Origin of the sequence: Microcoleus sp. S36b_A4 (assembly GCF_036700645.1) — a bacterium.
Classification (GTDB): domain Bacteria; phylum Cyanobacteriota; class Cyanobacteriia; order Cyanobacteriales; family Microcoleaceae; genus Microcoleus.
The window spans coordinates 1-21,373 of sequence record NZ_JAUBPI010000101.1 but is presented as its reverse complement, the minus strand read 5'-3'; the positions used below and the strand labels follow the sequence as shown (position 1 = coordinate 21,373).

12 protein-coding genes and 1 pseudogene are annotated in these 21,373 nt (G+C 43.8%); 7 read left to right on the top strand and 6 right to left on the bottom strand.

Annotated features, from left to right (window positions below):
• Positions 1–75: 75 nt before the first annotated feature.
• The 3 genes and pseudogenes from QUA03_RS24250 to QUA03_RS24240 form a co-directional block, all read right to left on the bottom strand.
• Positions 76–624 (bottom strand): annotated as a pseudogene (locus QUA03_RS24250) (AAA-like domain-containing protein); the annotation flags it as partial.
• A gap of 27 nt (positions 625–651) precedes the next feature.
• Positions 652–4,290 carry a WD40 domain-containing protein gene (locus QUA03_RS24245; protein WP_333215662.1) on the bottom strand — a complete coding sequence of 1,213 codons (3,639 nt, stop codon included), beginning with the start codon at positions 4,288–4,290 and terminating at the stop codon, positions 652–654.
• 241 nt (positions 4,291–4,531) lie between these two features.
• Positions 4,532–5,854 (bottom strand): AAA-like domain-containing protein, encoded by a 1,323-nt coding sequence (locus QUA03_RS24240; RefSeq protein WP_333215660.1) that lies wholly within the window; start codon positions 5,852–5,854, stop codon positions 4,532–4,534.
• Positions 5,855–6,507: 653 nt separating this feature from the next.
• Here QUA03_RS24240 and QUA03_RS24235 point away from each other — a divergent pair.
• The 3 genes from QUA03_RS24235 (at position 6,508) to QUA03_RS24225 (ending at position 13,258) form a co-directional block, all read left to right on the top strand.
• Positions 6,508–8,061 carry an ATP-binding protein gene (locus QUA03_RS24235; protein WP_333215658.1) on the top strand — a complete coding sequence of 518 codons (1,554 nt, stop codon included), beginning with the start codon at positions 6,508–6,510 and terminating at the stop codon, positions 8,059–8,061.
• A gap of 105 nt (positions 8,062–8,166) precedes the next feature.
• Positions 8,167–11,847 carry a GAF domain-containing protein gene (locus QUA03_RS24230; RefSeq protein WP_333215656.1) on the top strand — a complete coding sequence of 1,227 codons (3,681 nt, stop codon included), beginning with the start codon at positions 8,167–8,169 and terminating at the stop codon, positions 11,845–11,847.
• 193 nt (positions 11,848–12,040) lie between these two features.
• Entirely contained in the window at positions 12,041–13,258 is a 1,218-nt protein-coding gene (locus tag QUA03_RS24225; RefSeq protein ID WP_333215654.1) for an adenylate/guanylate cyclase domain-containing protein, read from the top strand.
• A gap of 49 nt (positions 13,259–13,307) precedes the next feature.
• Here the strand turns inward: QUA03_RS24225 and QUA03_RS24220 are convergent, their stop codons facing one another.
• Together QUA03_RS24220 and QUA03_RS24215 are read right to left on the bottom strand one after the other, a co-directional pair.
• On the bottom strand, positions 13,308–14,588 hold the full coding sequence (locus QUA03_RS24220; RefSeq protein ID WP_333215652.1) for a recombinase family protein: 1,281 nt from the start codon (positions 14,586–14,588) through the stop codon (positions 13,308–13,310).
• Between the two features lie 3 nt (positions 14,589–14,591).
• Positions 14,592–14,951, bottom strand: a complete 360-nt coding sequence (locus QUA03_RS24215; RefSeq protein ID WP_333215649.1) for a VOC family protein — start codon at positions 14,949–14,951, stop codon at positions 14,592–14,594.
• Positions 14,952–15,127: 176 nt separating this feature from the next.
• Here QUA03_RS24215 and QUA03_RS24210 point away from each other — a divergent pair, with 176 nt between their 5' ends.
• From QUA03_RS24210 to QUA03_RS24195, 4 genes are all read left to right on the top strand, one after another.
• Positions 15,128–17,272: a SpoIIE family protein phosphatase gene (locus tag QUA03_RS24210; RefSeq protein ID WP_333215647.1), complete on the top strand. Its 2,145-nt coding sequence runs from the start codon at positions 15,128–15,130 to the stop codon at positions 17,270–17,272.
• A gap of 156 nt (positions 17,273–17,428) precedes the next feature.
• Positions 17,429–18,664 (top strand): adenylate/guanylate cyclase domain-containing protein, encoded by a 1,236-nt coding sequence (locus tag QUA03_RS24205; RefSeq protein ID WP_333215645.1) that lies wholly within the window; start codon positions 17,429–17,431, stop codon positions 18,662–18,664.
• A gap of 31 nt (positions 18,665–18,695) precedes the next feature.
• Positions 18,696–19,304 (top strand): DUF6272 family protein, encoded by a 609-nt coding sequence (locus tag QUA03_RS24200; RefSeq protein WP_333215643.1) that lies wholly within the window; start codon positions 18,696–18,698, stop codon positions 19,302–19,304.
• A gap of 66 nt (positions 19,305–19,370) precedes the next feature.
• Positions 19,371–19,724, top strand: a complete 354-nt coding sequence (locus tag QUA03_RS24195; protein ID WP_333215641.1) for a slr1659 superfamily regulator — start codon at positions 19,371–19,373, stop codon at positions 19,722–19,724.
• 125 nt (positions 19,725–19,849) lie between these two features.
• On the opposite strand, the gene QUA03_RS24190 is transcribed toward QUA03_RS24195, so the two are convergent.
• Positions 19,850–21,268: an ATP-binding protein gene (locus tag QUA03_RS24190; protein WP_333215639.1), complete on the bottom strand. Its 1,419-nt coding sequence runs from the start codon at positions 21,266–21,268 to the stop codon at positions 19,850–19,852.
• Positions 21,269–21,373: the final 105 nt, after the last annotated feature.

Here is a 21,373-nt window from a genome sequence, read left to right as displayed (position 1 = left end):
CCTCTGCCTCATTGTAGTTTTTTTTCCATGATTATGGGATGTTTGGTTTCACCCTTTTTTAATTCGCCAACAGTCTCCAAAAATCGCGAAGGTAATTCGGTTGTATTCGGGATTAATTGCTCGTTGGTTGTAACAATAACGAATCAAGGCAAAAAAGTCATCTACGGGAAAATCCAAGCTTAAAATACTATCAATCTCATCGACAAATATAAAAATTCGCTCGTTCGGAAATCTCGCTAATAATACCTCTTCAATAAATTGACTCAATCTTTGCAGGAGAGAAACTTCTTCTTGTTCTTTCCACCATGTTTTTAAGTTAAGTTGCCCTAAAAGATGGAAACTGCGCCATAAATCCCCAACAATTCCTTTATACCATTGTAAGGGAGTGATATTTTCGCTACCGATGCGGGTCATGTCGATCGTGCTGCATAGAAATCCTTCAGCTTGCAATCGGTGCAGGGTGCGGACTAATAGAGAAGATTTACCCATCTGTCGCGAGTTGAGGACGTAACAAAAGTCGCCTGCTTTTAAGGCTTCGTAGAGTTCGGAATCTGCTTGTCGTTCAACATAGGTAGGCGCATCACTGGCGAGACTGCCACCAATTTGGTAAGAGTAATCTTTCATAATTGATAGTTAATTGTTTCGGATAATTTAGCGCTCGCCCACTGCATCGCACAAATGTCTGTCCTCCTCCTTCACATCGGCATTTGTCCGCAAATAATCCCGCACCCAGTCGCAACCAAACACCAGAGGGTCTGTATTGAGAATTCGCTTCACATTCCACAAAATCGCCGTTTCGTCATGGCTGGCGGAAACAAGGAAAGTGCCGTCGGGACTGAAGGAAACTCCTGTCACTATACCTGTATGCCCCGCGAGCGTCCTCAGCAAGATGCCCTCTTTGTTCCAGAGTTTCACAGTGTTATCCAGACTTGCCGTAGCGACGATCTCACCATCCGGGCTAAAGGAAACTCCCATCAGTGCCTGTGTGTGACCTTTAAGCGTTCGCAGGATCTGTAAAGAGTGAGGAACCGAAGAGTCAATAAGAGTCGATGAGATATCTAATTTCCAGAGTTTGGCGGTGCTATCCATACTGGCTGAGGCGAGCATCTTGCCATCGGGACTGAAACTGACTTTCTTAATCAAAGCTTGATGGGCATCAATCGCCTGCAACAAAGTGCCATCTAGTTTCCAGATCGCGATCGCGCCGCTGCTATTGACGGCGGCTAGAGCTTTTCCATCAGGGCTAAAGGCCACACTCCAGAAGGTGCTGCCATCTAGCTTCAGAGTTCGTAGGGGCAGTGCCCCCGTGCCTGCCCCGTCTGGCTGCCAGAGTTTCACCGTGCCGTCTGCACTTGCGGAGGCAAGAATTTTACCGTCAGGACTCCAAGTAATTCCGTAAACGATTCCGTTGTGTGCCTTGATTTCTCGCAGGAATCTGCCATCCTTATGCCAGAGTTTAACTGTTTTTTCGCCCCCCGCGGCAATAAGTTTACCGTCAGGACTGAATGCCAAATCCCAAAGCTCTCCTGTGCCCTCCTTGAGCGTTTTGTGCAACGTGCCATCGACGCACCAAAGTTTCACCGTGCCGTCTATACTTGCAGTGGCGACGATTTTACCGTCAGCAGCGAAAGCAGCAGCATAAAGAGCAGCGTCGTGACCTTGCAGGGGCAAGAAAAAAATGTTTTTTGGCTGCCAAAGTTTGACATCATTTCCTACACCCAGCGAAGCAATGAAAGTGCCGTCAGGACTGAAATTGATATCCCACACGGCACTGCTATGTCCTCTAAAAGTTCTCAGCTCTTTACCGTCTTTGCTCCAAAATTTAATGGTTCGATCATCGCTGCCTGTGGCGATAATCTCACCGTCAGGACTTAAATCTAGACTCTCAACGCCAGATGCGTGACCCTTAAGGGTTTGTAGGGGAGGCACTTGCGTTGGCGGGTTCCCCGACGTAAGCAACGTGCCTGGGTGTAACTCTTCGTCTAGGGGAGCATTGGAGCGCCAAAGTTTAACAGTTTTATCCATGCTCGCGGAGGCAAATATCTCGCTGTCAGGACTGAACTTGACATTCCAAATGGCAGCGCTATGCCCTTGAAACGCTCGCAGTAACTTTACGGATACCCAGAATGGGCCGTTTTTTTTCCACAATCGGATCGTACCCTCCGTACTGCCGCTACCGAGCATTTCCCCGTTGGGGCTAAAGCTCAGGCTCCTCACCGCATCGGTACGATCGAGAATGGTTAATAAATTGCCGTTTTTGTCCCAGAGTTTAACGGTGTTATTCTCACCGGATGCGGCTAAAATCTCCCCATCTGGGCTGAAGGCTAGACCGTTAAACTCGGTGCTGTGTCCCTCAAGGGTGTGTAAGAGTTTGGGGTTCTGCCAAGACGTTCCCTTTTGCTGCCAAAGTTTAACTGTGCCATCTTCACTGGCGCAAGCGAGGAGTTTGCTATCGGGGCTAAAAGCCACCCTCCATACCACAGCGTTGTGGGGAAGAGTGGCAACAAGGGTGCCATCTCGCTGCCAGAGTTTGACCACTGTCTCTGTACTTGAGGAGGCAATGGTCTGAGCGTCGGGACTGATTGCTAATCTAAACAGTGTCGCCTGTTGTCCTGACAAGCGGTTGAACTCGGAAGCTCCATAAACTGCCTGCTCTAGTAATAATTGCACGCGATTTTCTAGTTCGGAATTTGTGCTGCCGAGTTGTTGCAGTTTGCGCTTGGCTTTGATGGCGGCAATGAGGCTGTCTAATTTTCGCTCTAAGGTAAAGAGGGCTTCGGATGAGGTGGCGATCGCTTCGATTTCGCTCAAGGTAGCATGGCGATATTGCCAAAAAGCTGCTGTTCCGAGAAACAGGGCGATCGCTAATGCTAAAGAGAGTGCAGCAATAAACCACTTTTGCCGTCTGGCATTTTTTTCGACTTCTTTTAACCTTTCTGCTTCTAAGATCAGTTGCATTTCTTGCTTGTCGAGTTCGGCGCTAGCTGCTAAAAACTGATAGTCTAAATCGCTCAAACTTTTTCCCTGCATCCAGATTTGAGCATCTTTTAAGGCTTGTCCCCTCAAAAGGCGCGAATCATCTGTTTGTTTGGCAGCGCTCCAAGCATCGAAAGATTGGGAATAAGGACGCAGTTGCCCTAATTTTTTCTGTACCCATTCTATATTAAATACTTCTTGATAAATTCGGTTTTTTACCTGCAAATAGCCTGCACTTTTTACCACTAAACCCGATAGCAATAGTTCTATTTGTTCTCGGCTGTCATCGGTTGATACCCCCCCTAGCCCCCCCTTAGTAAGGGGGGGAGCCGAAGGCGGGGGGGTCAGAATTTGCTGGTAAATGCTCAGCAATCTTCCGGCGCGTTGTTCGTTTCTCAGGATGCGATCGCCTATCATTTTTAAATGCTCCGGTTCGTCTTGCGATTCCCATTTATCGATGATTTGCGATCGTACTAAACTATCCACCCAAAATGCCTCGGCTCCAGGGGGAATATTTACTAATCCTCCCGCCGTTTCTAGGCTGGATCTATACGCCAAATAGCAAATTTTATGGGTGAGAAATGGCTGTCCTGAAGTCCAAGCTAATATTTGTTTGAGAACGGCATGAGGATTACTGACGGCACTCTCTAATCCCTTAACTAATAGTTGGGCTTCGTGCAGTTCAAAACCCTGCAAATCTATAGCACGACCGATATTAAAAGGAGTTCGCTTTTTGTCTGCAATTAAATCGCTTGGCGTGGCTACTCCAAAAATTGCAAAAGTAATGCGGTTATACTCTGGATTAATCGCTCGCTGATTGTAGCAAAACCGAATTAAGGCAAAAAAATCATCGACAGCGAAATCCAAACTGAGAATGCTATCGATTTCATCGATGAATATAAATATCCGCTCGTGAGGAAAATTGACCAGCACGATATCTTCAATAAAATGACTCAATGTTTGCGAAAATGAGACCTCTTCCTCGTCGCGCCACCAAGTTTTTAAATTAACTTTTCCTACCAGATTGAAACTGCGCCACAAATCCCCAACAATTCCTTTATACCACTGTAAGGGAGTGATATTTTCGCTACCGATGCGGGTCATGTCGATCGTGCTGCATTGAAATCCTTCGGCTTGCAGCCGGTGCAGGGTACGGACTAAGAGAGAAGATTTGCCCATTTGCCGGGAGTCAAGGACGTAACAAAATTCGCCAGCTTTTAAGGCTTCATACAGTTCGGAATCTGCTTGCCGCACTACGTATGTAGGCGCATCACTGGCGAGACTGCCACCAATTTGGTATGTTACCTGGGTCATGCGGTTTATGGGTGGGTTTAAAGCTGAGTATGTAGGGAATTTATTTAGAGGTAAGGATGTGGTGCTGGAGCTGTATTATAATATAATTTATGATAAATTATGCTAACTTCTGGTTAATTTATGCCTGTTTTTTAGTCCGCATAGGCGGACTTTGTTTGTATAGCAGCGATTTCTAAGCGCCAGAAAAAGTCGAGTTTTTAAGGCGGATATTGGATTACGCAAATAAACTCTAAAGCCAGCTCTAAATAAAGTTGTGCGAACTAAAATACAGGCGGTACAACTCGCAGCTTAGCGTACAGCGGTTGTTATCGATATGAATCAGCCCCATACTAAATAATTTAGAAGCCAATATCGGATCTAATTCCACTCCGTGTTCCGATTTTACCACTTGTTTAACTGCAACCGCAAGTTCGGGATACTCTTGGAATGTGGTCCAAAAACTCCGCAAGTAATCTTTATAAATTCCCGCTATTGTCGGAGCTTCTTGTAGTAGCTGATCTAGCCTTACACTGTTTTGACAGAGGTGGTAAAGAGCTAGCCGCACCAGATAAGGATGTCCCCCCACCATTGCCATCAGTCGATCGCCATTGGGGCCATCTGTCCAATCCAGTCCGTGACGCTGGGCTAAAGCAACTATCTGCTCTTCTGTAAAATAGGGCAATTGCAGCGGCAAACCGACATTAAAAGGCGATTCCGTGAGCTTTAAAGGAATATAAATTTCTGTGGAGTGAAGAACGATTAACCGCAGTTTTTCCAGGGTTTTAATCCGCTTTGCTTCTTCATGCCAGCTTCGCAGCAGTGGCAAAAATTCTCGGGCAATTTTGGGATACTCAAAAATTTTATTTACTTCATTTAAAGCTAACACAAGAGGCGTACTTATTTTTGCTAATACATATTGTTGCAAATAGATGGTGCAGCTTACTTTGCTACCCATGTCTTCATCCCAATAATCATCTAATAGAGGTGGTAATCCTAGGTGACGGCTGATATTGGCACAAAACCAGCGTAAAAATTTATCGATATTAGCTAAAACAGCTTCCTCGGCTTGCTGAAAATCTAAACTTACTGTTCGATAGTCAAGAGAACTTGCACGATCTAAAATCCTTAGCAGAAGGGAACTTTTTCCCATCTTCCTGGGAGCCTTAATCCGCAGCACACTTCCTGGTTTGGTAATCTCTCGATAGGCGAGTTCTTCAATTAGCGGGTGATGAATATAAAATGGCGAACCGAGGGGTACGGGAGATCCGGGAAATTCTAAAGGTGTTGCGAGGCATTGGCTGCGGGTGAATTCTTCAATTAATTCTCGTTCCTCTGTGGTCAGGGAACGTGATTCTACACAAGAGCGAAAATTTGATTTGCTAATAGATGTCTGCAAGATTTGAGAGAGAGATTGCCACAAGGACGAGGCGATGTTTCTCAGGTAATGCTCTCCGTAATGAGAGGCAGATGCGATACTTGTATAAGTCTTTCCTTCCCAAACTTGGCGGAGTATGATTTCTTGTATGGGATATAAATCTTTTTGTAATCGCACACGAGTTAGCTGTAGTACCTCATCTATCGTCATAACGAGCAATAACCATATAAGTGTATCGTTGATATTATCACTTATGATTGAGTGTAAAGCTCAGAGCGATCGCCGATTGGATTGCGACACGATACTGTCGCGACATTTTTCATGGGGTAATTGGTCAAATCGGTTAAATCTCCCCGAAGAGTATCACTGTCAATGATCAAGAATTCCCTCGCGGGGTGGGGGCGGGTGTATTTAACCTGTCTGCACTTTTCAAAGGTACGAAAGTGAACCCACCTCTACAGGTTTTTGAGAATGGTTCTCTTCGTTAATTTAAATCCGTGACATCCGTTAAATCTGGTAATTACCCCGTTGCCTGACTGGTCACTCAGTGCTACAACCCAATTTTAATGGGCGCTGGCGCTCCTACTGGAAAGGAATCTGCGCTCAGTTTTTCTTGATCGTTGGCCAAAATGTCATGTCGGTGTCACAGTTGGTAGTGAAGGCAGAATTAAAAATGTGACAGTTGACTTTGCTAAAGCTGAGTCGATTGATGTTAATTTAATTAACAATAGTTTCAGATCGCTGCATTTACTCATCACAAGTGTGAAGGCCAAAAGCCTAATTCTTATTTGTGTGCCAGCATTTTTTTAAAATTTTCCTGTAATCACCTCTGAAAAATTTTAGCAAATAACCGAGTTAATTTGATGCAAATGGTTCATGAAATGTTTTCAAATTATTTTATTCCTCACGGTCATTGCTACTTGTGGAAGCCGGGATTAGTGGGGCTACACGTTTTGTCCGATGGTTTGATAGCCGTAGCTTATTTTTTGATACCGATTACGCTGATTTATATTGTTAAAAAGCGGCAAGACGTGCCTTTTGACTGGGTTTTCATGCTGTTTGGCTCTTTTATTATCTGCTGCGGAATTACCCATATTATGGAAATATGGACGCTGTGGCATCCTAATTATTGGTTCTCGGGTTTTCTTAAAGCGATTACGGCGTTGATTTCGCTATCTACAGCAGCAGTGCTGGTGGAACTAATCCCAAAAATCTTGGCTATTCCCAGTCCTGATCAATTGGCGGTGGCAAATGTAGCTTTACAAAATGAGATTGGCGATCGCAAACAAGCTCAAGAAGCACTCTCGGAATTAATGCTAGAATTGGAAAAACGGGTGATAGAGAGGACGATCGCTTTAGAATCCACTAATGAACTTTTGCTACAGGAAAATCGCGATCGCTCTTTGGCTGAAAATTCATTGCGGCACTCGGAAGCTAAACTGCGAGAACAAACTCAGCATTTAGAGAACGCTCTGCAACAACTTAAAGGCGCTCAAACTCAACTCGTGCAAACTGAAAAAATGTCGTCTTTGGGGCAAATGGTAGCTGGGGTTGCCCACGAGATCAATAACCCTGTTAACTTCATTTATGGCAATCTGATTCCTGCGGAGGAATACATTAAAGAGCTTGTAGAATTGATTAAGGCTTATCAAGTTTATTACCCCACTCCGGCGCCGGAAATTGCAGACAAGATTCACACTATCGAACTCGATTTTATTTTAAAAGACTTGCAAAAACTTTTTGGTTCGCTCAAAATTGGAGCAGAGCGAATTAGGGAAATTGTTAAATCTTTACGGACTTTCTCCCGGTTAGACGAAGCCGACATGAAAAAGGTAAATATCCATGAAGGTCTCGATAGCACTTTAATGATTTTGCAGCACCGCTTGAAAGAACAACCAAACCGTCCGCCTATTCAAGTGATTAAAGAGTATGGAGATTTGCCAGAATTGGAATGCTACGCTGGACAGCTTAACCAAGTATTTATGAATATTTGTTCTAATGCTATTGATGCTTTAGAACAGATTGTACAGCAGGGATATTCGACCAACGGCTATTGGGAAAATAATTTATTTGACTACTCACAAAACCCCTATTGCCCACTGCTAAAAATTCGCATCCGCACGCTTTTAGTTGATGGCAAGTGGGTGCAGATTCACATTGCTGATAATGGCACTGGCATAGATTATGATGCGATCGCTAAAATTTACGATCCATTTTATACAACGAAACCTATCGGTGCTGGTACCGGACTGGGTTTGGCGATTTCTTATCAGATTATTCAATCCCATGAAGGTTATTTGCGCTGCACATCCGAGGTTGGGAGAGGTACGGAGTTTATCATTGAAATTCCTTTGCGATCGCAATTTAGCGAGCGCCACCTAGTACAAAAGCAAGCTGTTATGAACAAGCTGGGTTGAGGCGTTAATAAATAATGCTGAATCCAGCTAAATTTTTCGGTTTCTTTTATTTTTTGCCTAACTTAGGCATCATCAAATCCATATTATCTGCCAATAACAAGTATTATGTGGGAAGCACTCAAAAATATCTTTTCCCCTACTCAGTATATGCCTCACGGTCATTGCTATCTTTGGCAAACGCCTTTAGTGTGGCTGCACGTAACTGGGGACTTTTTAATCGCGATCGCCTACTATTCAATTCCGGCGATGCTAATTTATTTTATCTTCAAGCGGCGCGATGTTCCTTTTTTAGGAATATTTGCTTTATTTGGTGCATTTATTATTCTCTGCGGCACGGGTCACTTGCTAGACATTTGGACGTTGTGGCATTCCGCTTATTGGCTGTCGGGGATTGAAAAAGGAATTACTGCACTGGTTTCCTGCTACACCGCCGCCTCGATGGTAACACTATTGCCCCAGTTTTTGTCTTTAAAAACCCCCCAAGAATTAGAGGCCATAAATCGCAAGTTGCAGACTGAGATTGGGGTGCGTGAAGATGCTGAATTAGCGTTGCGCCACGCTTATGATGATTTAGAAATAAAAGTCCAAGAGCGCACCGTACAGTTAACAGAAATTAATGGTTATTTAGAAGCACAAATTAGAGAAAGAATAGCCGCTGAATCAGCTTTGCGCGAACGAGAAACTAGGTTAACAGAACAACAAAATGGTTTGCTAGAATTAGCGAAAAATTCTAGTATCTACGAGGGAAATATCGCCGAGGCGTTGAGAGAGATTACGCAAATGGCAACTCGTACCCTGAATGTTGATAGGGCAAGTATTTGGTTTTATCAGGAAGATAAATCCTCACTATGCTGTGCGGATCTTTACGAACTGAGGCCCAATCAACACAGCGCCGGCGCAGAACTAAAAGTTGCTGACTATCCTAGCTATTTCCAAGCTTTGAATACAGAACAGGCGATCGCAGCGGTTGATGCCAAAACAGATCCGCGCACCCGAGAATTTAGCGAATCTTATTTGACGCCTTTAAACATTTCGTCGATGCTAGATGTTCCTATTACCCATCAAGGACAAATTGCGGGTGTAATTTGTTTAGAACATCAGGGAACGACCAGGAATTGGACGCTCGATGAACAAAGCTTCGCTAGCTATGTGGCACAGATAGCAGCTTTAGCAATGGAAGCTCGCGATCGCAAGCAAGCTGAGTTAAACTTGCGTTCTGTCACCGAACGCTTGCAATATTTACTGGCGACTACTCCGGCGGTCATTTTTAGCTGCAAATTAGGGGGAAATTATGACGTAACATTTGTCAGCGATAATATTGTTTCAATGATTGGTTACGAAGCGCGAGAATTTCTTGATGGTTCCCTTGATTGGCATAGCCTGGTTCATCCCGACGATCGAGAGATTGTTGCTACTTCATTCGCTCAGATATTGGAAAAAGAATCGATTTCCTATGAATACCGCGAACGGCACAAAGACGGTAGTTATCGCTGGATATACGATGAGGTTAAGTTAGTCAAAGATGCTGCTGGTATACCTGTGGAGTGCGTTGGTTATGGAGTAGATGTTACTGCTCGCAAACAGGCGGAAATCGCCTTGCAGCAGCAAGTAAAAAGGGAGCGGCTCGTTAATTCCATTCAAGAGCGGATTCGTTCTTCTCTTAACCTAGAAGAAGTGCTGACAATGGCGGTGGAAGAAGTGCGCCAGTTTTTGTCAACAGACAGGACAGTTATTTACCGCTTTAATCCAGATTGGAGTGGATTTATAGCCGTCGAGTCGGTATCTGTCGGTACGATGCCAATTCTGGGAATTGATATTAATGACCCTTGTTTTCGAGAACACTACGTCTCTGTTTACGAGCAGGGACACCTGCGCGCGATCGACAATATTTATACAGCAGGTATTTCAGAGTGCCACGTTAATTTACTGAGCGAGTTGGAAATTAAAGCTAACCTCGTCGTTCCCCTTTTGCAAGGTGAAAAACTATGGGGGCTACTCATTGCTCATCACTGCCGCAGTCAAAGGCATTGGGACTCTTCTGAGATAGAATCTCTCAAGCAAATTTCCGTGCAGCTAGCAATTGCTATCCAGCAATGCACCCTTTTTGAACAAGCTCAAACAGAAATTGCCGATCGCAAATTAGCAGAAACAGCATTACAAAAAGCTGTCGTAGCTGCTGATACAGCTAACCGCGCCAAGAGCGAATTTCTTTCTTCTATGAGCCATGAATTGCGGACTCCTCTGAATGCCATTCTCGGATTTAGTCAGGTGATGGTGCGCGATTCATCTCTCAACAATCAACACCAGCAGCACCTAGAAATCATTAATCGCGCCGGCGAACACTTGCTTTCGCTAATTAATGACATTTTGGAAATGTCCAAAATTGAAGCGGGCAGAAGTCAGCTTAATGAAAGCAGTTTTAATTTAATGCGCTTGCTAAAAACCTTAGAAGAAATGTTTCGATTAAAAGCTAAATCTAAGAAATTGCAGCTAAATTTAGAAGTGGGTGACGGCGTACCACACTTTGTTACGGGAGATGAAGGTAAATTGCGACAAATTTTGATTAATCTTGTAGGAAATGCGATCAAGTTTACAGAGATGGGTAGTGTTACTTTGCGAGTAAAAAATCAGGGACAAGAAAGTTTGAGAGCTGAAAATGCACAGTTTGGGGACACACAAACAAAACTTGCCGGCGCGGGTTCTGAACATTCCACAAGCTTAGCGGTTGAAGCCACAGCTATACAAAAAAAACCCGGATGGTGCACTGGTTTTAATCAGTCCGAAAGCTTGGCGGACTTTGATTGTGTAGACGCGAATGAACTTCGCCCGGAATTCTTACGCCTTCAGTTTGAAATTGAAGATACTGGCCTTGGGATTGCCGCAGAAGAGATAAATAAGTTATTTGAACCCTTTGAGCAAACAAAAACAGGTCAAAAGTCTCAACAGGGGACTGGATTAGGTTTACCAATTAGCCGCAAATTTGTACAAATGATGGGAGGAGATATTACTGTCAGCAGTACACCTGAGTTTGGAAGTAAGTTTGCATTTGATATTAAAATTAACCTGGCCACTCCCAGCGAGATTAAAATCCTTAAACCGCAGAAAAAAGTAATTAGTTTAGCACCGAATCAACCAGAATACCGGATTTTGGTTGTTGACGATCGCGCCGATAACTGCCTAGTCATAGAGAGATTATTGTCACCACTAGGCATCCTCGTGCGAGAAGCTAGAGATGGTCAAGAAGCTATTGCTTTATGGGAGGATTGGCAACCCCACCTGATCTGGATGGATATGCAGATGCCTGTCATGGATGGCTATGAAGCAACCAGAAAAATTAAAGCTCATCCTCTGGGAAAACAAACTGTAATAGTTGCTCTTACTGCTAGCGCTTTTGAAGAGGAACGACAAACTATCTTAGGAGCAGGCTGCGATGATTTCATGCGTAAACCCTTCGATGCAAAGATATTATTTGCGAAAATGGAAGAACTTTTAGGAGTGCGTTACATTTATGAGGAATCTGTTGATGCACCACAAGAAAATCAAAGCGAAATTAGCGGAGGGAGTAGCAATCAATCTGTCGAGTCCCAACTAGGTAAAATGCCTATTGAGTGGGTAGAAAAAATATCTCATGCTGCTCATGAATGTTGCGACGATAAAATCCTCAAGTTGATTGAGGAAATGCCGAGCGAATTTGCTTTGGCAGCACAATATTTAACTACTTTGGTGCAGGATTTCCTATTTGACGACATTATAGATATAGCGCAGTCAGCAGTTGCGACGGTGTGAAAAACCTGTTTTTAACTAATCTAAACTTAGGAGGCTATTTCATTTCAAAAAGACCTAACATTAAGCCGCAATAGCGTCTCCTTGCAATCTTTTTTTAGGAGAGCAAATCGGAATTTATACTGCTTCGTTTTTTTGAGGTAAAATTCTTAAGTGTTAATATTTTTTATCTTGACAAACTACCGTGAGAGATCGCATGGACAGCCATCAATATCCTACAATCCAAGCCAACATTTTAGTAGTTGATGATAAGCCCGATAATGTGCGGCTTTTATCTACAATCTTGACCGAACAAGGGTATCAGGTTCGTAAAGCGCTGAACGGGCAAAGGGCGATCGCTACAGTGCAAGAGTTTCCGCCGACCCTAATTTTGCTGGACGTGATGATGCCAGATATGAATGGATATGAGGTATGTGCAAAGTTGAAAGCTTCACCAAAAACCAGTTCCATTCCCGTGATTTTCTTAAGCGCCTTAGATGACGTTGTAGATAAGGTTAAAGCCTTTGATGTGGGAGCAGTTGACTATATTACTAAACCTTTTCATGGTAAAGAAGTATTGGCACGAGTGGCAAATCAGTTAACTATTCAAAGTCAACAACAGTTACTTCAACAGCAAACGAAGCAATTCCAAGAACTTGTCGAACGTTTGCAAAACGAAATTAAAGAGCGGCAGGGGGTGGAGCTAGCTTTACGGCTTGCTCAAACAAAGTCGGATCATTTATTGCTGAATATTTTACCAGCAGCGATTGTTGAAAATTTGAAAAAGGGCGAGGGTTCTCCTGCCCAGAGGTTTGATTCAGCAACAGTTCTTTTTGCCGATATTGTCGATTTTACGTCTATTGCTGCTAGAATGTTACCTCTAGAATTGGTAAAGGTACTAAACCAGATTTTTTCAAGGTTTGACCAACTAACTGAAAAACACGGTTTGGAAAAAATTAAAACAATTGGAGATGCTTATATGGTAGCGGGGGGGTTGCCTGTGCCGAGGGCAGATCATGTAGAAGCGATCGCGAATATGGCCTTGGATATGCAGGAAGCGATCGCTGATTTTCAAACTGACAGAGGCGAACCATTTCAAATTAGGATTGGCATTCATACAGGGCCCGTAGTTGCTGGCGTAATTGGCACTAAAAAATTTAGCTATGACTTGTGGGGAGATACTGTTAATGTTGCTTCTCGGATGGAATGTCAAGGCTTACCGGGATATATTCAAGTTACTACTGCTATTTACGAAGTGTTAAAAGATCGGTATTTATTTGAAGAAAGAGGTGCGATCGCGATTAAAGGAAAAGGAGAGATGATCGCCTATTGGCTAAAGGCTAAAAAAGATAATTCAGCGTTTGAAACCGATTATAGTCAAAGGAAGTCCTCTCCTAGCGAAGTAATAGAGTACCCAAATACCCCACTGCTTTAAGAAGTCGGGCATCTCACCTAAAAGCTACGGATGAAAGTTGAACTAATTATTAAAAAATGAAAATAATTTGCAACTGCAAATTAGTATGTTCCCGGACGATTTCAATGCGATCGATAAATTCTCGAAAGTAAAACCTGCGTTCTGATTCTGATAAATCGAGCCAAAATTGCGGCAGGGAAACTGTTTGGGCAATTTCTCGCAAATTTACGGGGGGTAGTTGCGCTAATTTGCTTTGCAGTTCGGCAATTTCGGTGCGGATTTTGTAGGCTCTAAACTCAGCCGTTTCGGTGTCTAATATGCCGCTGTCAATCAGGGCGGAAAGTTGCTGTATGATTTCTTGTTTCGATGCGATCGCCCTGACAATTCCTGCTTTAATTCCATTCATATTCGGCCTTTGCAACCCAGCAACAGCATCGGGTAAATCCCGACAAATACCGGCGATGGTTAATTGCAATACTTCATCGTAGGAAAGGCCGCTACATTTAGGCTGTTTTGGACAGTTAATCGGTCGCAAATAAAGGTATTCTTTTTTTTGGCGGTAGGAGGTGACTTTGGCAACTGTCATGGACGATTTGCATTCGGCACAAATTGCTAAACCTGCGAGGGAACGTGGGGCGCTAGCGCTGCGAGGAGAAAGGCAGCGGTTGCGACGCAGCAACCTGTCTATTTGGGCGGCTTCTTCTCTGGAAATAATCGGGACGTGGGTGTTAGAAATTACTTGGCTGTTTTGATATTCCAAATCGCCGCGGTAGGCGGGATTTGTCAGCCAGCGACGGCCGGTGCTTACAGAGATTTTTTTGTTGTATTTCTTGGCTAAATACCGCACGGAACCTCGCAAGGAACCGTAAATTAAAAAGTGTTCAAAAAAGTCTTTGACGGTGGGGGCGGTGGTTTTATCGATCGTATAACAATCTTTGCCGCGCCGGTAGCCGTAGGGAGCCTTACCCGGTGGAATCCGGGATTTGATGCGGTTGCGGGCGTGTCCTTTGCGAATACTCCGGCTGTGTTGGCTGCGCTGGATTTCTGCGAGGATTTGCAGCAAGTTTTGGCGGTTTCGCGGTTCTGTTTCTGCTTGTACGATGATTTCGACGCCGAGGTTTTCGAGTTGGGCGAGGTGCGAACACACTTGCTGTACGGTGTCGCCTAGTTCTTCAAACCGCTGAATTAATAAGTATTTGACTGGTTCTGTTTGGCAGTCTTTGAGGAGTTGTTGCAGTTGCTGCCGCCCTCCTAAGTCTTGATAGGTGCGATCGACTTCTTGACCCCAAATTTCCGGTGCGGGTGCTGCTTCCAGTAGCGGTTCGGTGTAAGAATAAGCGATGATTTTCATCTGTTACTCGCTGAGTTCGATGATGTTGCCGTCGGGATCTTGGGTAAATAATGCCGATCGACCTGACGCGCTCATTTGAAACGGGCAATTGTGAGCGATTAACTGCTGTTTGGCTGCCTCTAAGTTGGCCACAGAAAATGCTAGATGTCGGTTGCGTCCCCATTTGGCATGGTCTACGGCATCTGGGATAATTGTTGCACCTAAAATTAGGTGGAGCTGGAAGCCGCCGATTTGATACCAGATTCCGGGAAATTTTAAGTCGCGATCGATTTTTTGCAGTTTTAGTACGGTGCTGTAAAAGTGTTGGGATTTTTCCAGGTTGGAGATGAGGATGGCGCTGTGGAGGGATTGAGTAATTTGCATTGTTTCTTGAAATTTATTGTTTTATTTTAACCGCTGATGCAGGCAGATGAGCGCTGATGAACGCAGATTTTTTGATGTTGGTTGAGTTTTTGATATGATAACATTGTCCGTCGCTCTTAATATATCCATTATCAAGTCTTGTAACAAAAAACTGCCCCCTGGGAGTGTTTTTAACAATGGTTTCTCAAAAAAGTGCGATCGTCTCCAGATCGGGCAAATTTCGTCTCCGCAATGTCTTGGTAGTTCCCTTTGTTCTCCAAATTTTGGCGGCTGTTGGCTGCGTTGGCTATCTCTCTTACAGAAACGGAGAGCAGATAGTCAACGATATTGTTAGTCAGTTGCGGCAGGAAGTGAGTGCGAGAGTTTACGAACGTGTTCAAACCTATCTGGAAGCTCCGCCACTGGTGAATCAGATTAATCAGGATGCTGTACCTTTGGGGGTGTTGAACTTTGACGATTTGGAGCAAGCTCGACCATATTTTTGGAAACAAGTTCTGCAATTTAAGTCGATCGGTCACGCGGGAATTGCCAACGAAAAAGGTCAGTACCTGCGTGTGGGTTGGGTAAATCGGCTGGTTGGACTGGAACAACCTCAGCTTGCCCAGCAACTGATTCCAGGGGGTGGCGACTTGATCTATTACAACCTTGACCATAATGGAAACCCGACAACAATCGAAAAAAACACGCCCAATTATGACGTTCGCACGCGCCCTTTTTACAGAGTAGCTGTTGAGAAGAAACAGGCAGCTTGGAGTGAAGTTTATATTAATTTTGGCTACGGTACGCTGCAAATTAATGCGAGTCTACCCTATTATGATGCCGAAGGGAAACTAATTGGCGTGCTGACTTGCCAGATGGGACTAGATCAAATTCGCCACTTCCTGCAAACCTTAAGAGTGGGTAATTCCGGTCAAGTATTTATCATTGAACCCCAGGGTGAGTTAATAGCCACCTCGCTTAAAGAACAGCCTCTTTCGGTGGGAACAGGCAAAGATACAAAGCGGCTAAAAGCACAAGAAAGCAGCAACCCGCTGATGCGTCAAAGTGCGGTTTATCTCCTCGAACGCTTCAAGCGTTTGGAAGACATCGATCAAACTGTTCAACTGGACTTTAAGCTGAACGGTGAGCGGCAATTTATCCAAGTTTCTCCGCTAACTGACAAGTACGGTCTCAATTGGCTGATTGTAGTAGTCGTTCCTGAAGCGGATTTTATGGCGCAAATTTATGCTAACACTCGCCAGACTATTTGGCTGTGTATTGTGGCTCTCATTGTCTCTGTTGGAGTGGGGATTTTCACCGCTAGCTGGATTACTCGCCCCCTAAGCCAAATTGCTCAAGCTTCAGAATATCTAGCAGGTGGTGCTCTTAACCAAAATGTTGCTTCCAGTCGGATTTGGGAAATTGAAACCTTAACAAATTCCTTTAACAGCATGGCGAGACAACAGCAAGAATCCTTTGAAACTCTAGAAGATAAAGTCAAAGAACGTACCTCTGAACTCGCCACAGCCACGAAACAAATTGCCGCTCTCAACCAGCGCCTGAAAGCGGAAAACCTCCGCATGAGCTCTGAACTCGATATGCTCAAACAAATGCAGCAGTTGATTCTGCCAAAACCTGCTGAACTCGCAGCCATTCAAGATTTAGATATTGCCGGATTCATGGAGCCAGCCTCGGAATTAGGTGGTGATTACTACGACGTACTTTGTACTAACGGGGTTGTCACGATTTGCATTGGTGATGTCACCGGACACGGATTAGAAAGCGGCATTTTGATGGTGATGACTCAAGCTGCTGTCCGCACTCTTCAGGAAATGCAAGAATCCAACCCGGTGCGTTTTTTAGATACCCTCAACCGCACTATTTATAAAAATGTCCAGCGCATGAACTCCGACAAAAATATGACACTAGCTTTGCTAAACTATGCGGATCGCACAATTAGTATCAGCGGTCAACATGAGGAAACTATTGTGGTCAGGAAAGGTGGTAAAATCCAGCGGATAGACACCATGAATTTAGGATTTCCGCTCGCCTTAGATGAGGATATTTCCGATTGGATTAGCCATGTTTTAGTAGACTTAGAGCCGGGGGACGGGGTGGTGCTTTACACTGACGGCATTCCCGAAGCTAGAAATATGCACAAAAAATTCTATGGTATTGAAAGACTCTGTGAAGTTGTTTCTCAAAACTGGCACTTGAGCGCCGAACAAATCAAGGAAGCCACCATCGCTGATTTGCGAAAATTTATTGGAAAACAAAAGGTTTTTGATGACATTACTTTGCTAGTATTGAAGCAACAGGGAAATATTGTGCATAATTTATGATTGACTGTCGTCAACCCGGTTTCTACCAGGGGTATTGGATTTAGTGGTCAAGTATCGACGCAGAAACAAGATTTAGAGTTCCGCGCCTGTAAGTTATAATAATTTACAGCTAGGAAGTCAAACAACTTTGCGCTTCCAGATTCGGAAGTATAAATTATGAAACCACAAATAAATTTAGCACCATCTAAATCTCCAGAAGAACTCCATAAACAGCTACAGGAGTTGAGCGAAAAACTTGAGGAAGTAGAGGATGAAAAAAACAGCTATGAAACTTTAGTAGAAATTATCACGGAACACTCCACGGATCTGGAAAACCAGATCCATCATAAAAACCGAGAGATGCAGACTTACATCGAGCAGGTAAAAAAGGTTATAGATGCAGCTATTGCTGTAAAAAACAATAGCTTTCAACCCCAGATATTGTCAGATGTGGCAGCGCGCAGTGATGCACTGGGAGAACTGGCACAGGTATTTTCCCATATGGTGCAAACGGTGAAAGCGCGGGAACAAGAATTAGAGAAACTTTTGCAGGCTTACGGACGTTTCGTTCCCGATGAATTTCTCCAATTTCTCGGCAAGCAAAGCATGGTTGATTTCCAGCTTGGAGATCACGTGAGCAAAGAGATGGCAATTATGTTTTCCGATATGCGTTCGTTCACCACGATGGCGGAGCAAATGACTCCTCAAGAAAACTTTGATTTCATCAATAACTATTTACAGCAAATTAGTCCCGAAATTCGTAAGCATAACGGTTTTATTGTCAAGTATATTGGAGATGGAGTTATGGCAGTTTTTCCTGATGGCGTGGATGATGCTATTCAGGCAGGAATTGTGAAATTGGAGCAGTTGCATAAATACAATCAAAGCCGTAAAATAAATGGGGATATACCGCTGAAGATTGGCATTGGTATCCATGTGGGTGATACGATGGTTGGGATTATTGGTGACGCCAATCGGATGCAAGCAGATGCGATCTCAGATCATGTCAATCTCACCGCTCGTCTGGAAGGTTTGACTAAGTATTATGGCGTATCTTTATTAATTTCTGGAGATGTGGTACAACGTTTGAGTCAACGCGAAAAGTATCATATCCGTTTTTTGGATCGGGCTATTGTCAAAGGTAGACAAGAAGCCATTTCAGTTTGTGAGGTGTTAGATGTTGAAGTAGAACCAGTGCGATCGCTCAAAATTCAAACTTTGCCTATATTTGAGGAGGGACTCCAAGAATATTGTCAGGGAAATTTTGCTAAGGCCATAGTTTGTTTTGAACAGATAGTGGCGCTAAATCCAGATGACAAGCCCAGTCAACTTTACCTAAAACGCCTCCAATCGCTGTTAGAAAAGAGTCTTCCTGCTAACTGGAATGGCGTGTGGAAATTTACCCAGAAGTGACATTGATACATCAATTGGAGGCAGAAAAATCATGACATCTGGAAGCTTAAAAACAATGACACAAATCTTTGGAGAATTCATTGAAGAATTTCCTCCTGAACACGACTCCCTAGAACTTACATTTACCCCCAGTTCTCGCCCCATCAAACAGCGCTGGCGCAATAACAGGCTTTCAGCTCATTTTGTAGCCGATTATTTGTCTAGCTTTCTACCGGTGGATGAGGAGGATGCTAGCAGCGAGAAACGGATAAAAGAAAGCAAGGGAGCTGTGAGTTATGTGGCAAACGAACTGTTAGAAAATGCGATAAAATTTAATAACGATGATACCAATTACAAGGTAAGATTTGGTATACATTTTATTGGTGAAACAGAGGTGACGGCGATAATTTTTGCCAGTAATAGTGTCAAGCCAGAAAGGGCAAATAAATTGAAGGAGTTTATTGAAGAAATTCTGGCTTCCGATCCCAATGAACTTTATTTGCAGCAGCTTGAAAAGAATGCGGAATCGGAAAGTGACACATCGGGATTGGGATTGCTGACGATGATTAATGACTATTCAGCTAAGATAGGTTGGAAATTCGAGCGCAGACCAGATAGTGATACCATCATTGTTACGACTGTGGTTCAAATTAGGGTCTAGTTGCTAGTATTTCAATATTTACTCTCTTGTGCGATCGCACTATTTTAGTCAGGAAACAAAATTACAATGGGCATTCAAGAAATTCAAGGTGAAGATTACAGCATTCAGTACGATCCAGAATCAGTCACAGTCACTTTCCAAGGCGAACTGAGCCTGAGCGGCCCAGCAGAGTATGCGCCAATAGTCGAATTGTTAGATGAGGTTGCCAATCCCCAACCGCCTACTATTACCTTGAACCTAAAAAATTTGGAATTTGTTAACAGTTCTGGTATCAGTATGCTGTCTAAGTTTGTCATTGCCGTTCGGAAAAAGAAAACGATTCAACTTTTGGTATTGGGTTCAAATGATGTTCCCTGGCAACAGAAATCTCTCAGAAATTTAGAAAAGCTGTTGCCAACTTTGAAGCTCGAATTAGCGTAGGATATGTGTAAATTTTAACTACAGTTAATACAGGCGGGACGCCTGTTCCACACACAGTTAACATAGGCGTGACGCCCGTGCCACACCGAGTTAAAATAGATAAATTTGGATGATCAGTAAATTGCTTAAGTTTGCTGGATCGGCAGTTCAATGATAAACTCGGTTCCCTTGCAGGGTTCAGACTCGCACCGAAGCGATCCTCGGTGATTTTCTACTAAGATTTTGTAGACAATAGACAATCCTAAACCAGTACCTTTACCGATTTCCTTGGTGGTGAAAAACTGCTCGAACATTCGTTCTTTTATCTCTGCTGTCATTCCAGTTCCCGTGTCTGCAATCCGCACTCTCACGCGATCGGACCCAGCTAATTCTGTGGTGATCAAAATTTTTAGCGCAGCATAGGGCTGATTTTGTGATATCTCGTCCAAAGCATCGATCGCGTTGGTAATTAGATTCATAAATACTTGATTTAGCTGTCCTGAATAACACTCTACAGGAGGCAATTTTCCATAATTTTTAACTACTTGAATGTCGCGACGGTCTATTTGAGAATTGAGACGGTTTCGCAAAATTAACACGGTGCTGTCAATGCTGTCGTGCAAATCGCACATGGTCATGTTACTGTTATCGGTTCGCGAAAAGTTGCCCATAGATTTGACAATTTCGCGAATGCGATTGGAACCCATTTGCATGGAAGAGATAACTTTAGGCAAGTCTTCAACTAGAAAATCAAGATCTATCTCTTCGATTTTAGCTGTGATTTCGGAACAGGGATTGGGATAGCATTCTTGATAGAGACACAGCAGATGCAACAAATCTTGAGTATAAATTGCGGCATGGCTCAAGTTGCCGTAAATAAAACTAACTGGGTTATTAATTTCGTGGACGATACTAGCCATTAGCGCCCCCAGCGAAGACATTTTTTCGCTGTGGAGGAGTTGAGCTTGAGTTTGTTTTAGTTCGCAAAGTGCGCGATCGAGCTGGGCGGCTTGGGCTTCCGCTTTCGAGGTAGCAGCACAACTTTCTTGATAAAGTTCAACCTGTTTAAGGTCGATTTCAAATTGTTCGATTTCGCTTTCTTGCTGGTATTGACTCACCACGGCATCGAAAGCTTCTAGCAAGTCGCCGCCCGCTGCTTCGACAATGTAGAGCAGGTGGGGGTTTTCCAGCATGAGTTCGGCATCAGGAACTTGCACCAGTGCTTTTATTCGATCGATATATGCGCGCACTTGTCTGTCTAAATACAGTGGCGGCTCAAAATACATTGCCTTGAGGGCGGGTGAAGGGGGACTCACTAAGTTGACGCTGCTGCCAAGATTAATTAAGTCGCGGTGCGATTTTTCCATAAGCTCGATCGCCTCTAACAAATCCCGGCGCAGTTTTGCTCTTTCTACCCCATTCTGAGAGCAAACTAACCTCATGCAAAAAAAAGCCGTTCGTTGGGAAAGCATTCGCTGGCGGCCGCTGATGTTAATTACCGCAGCACTAATTTTTCTGGCAGTCGTAATTTCTTCCAGATTAAAGTAGTTGCTCAGTGCTGCCATTGGTAATACCCCCGACTCTACTAAATGTCTGTAGGTGCGATTCGTTTAGTCGAAAGGAGTAATAATACTCAGGGATGGCTAGTATGGCTTCCAAAGTCATAACAA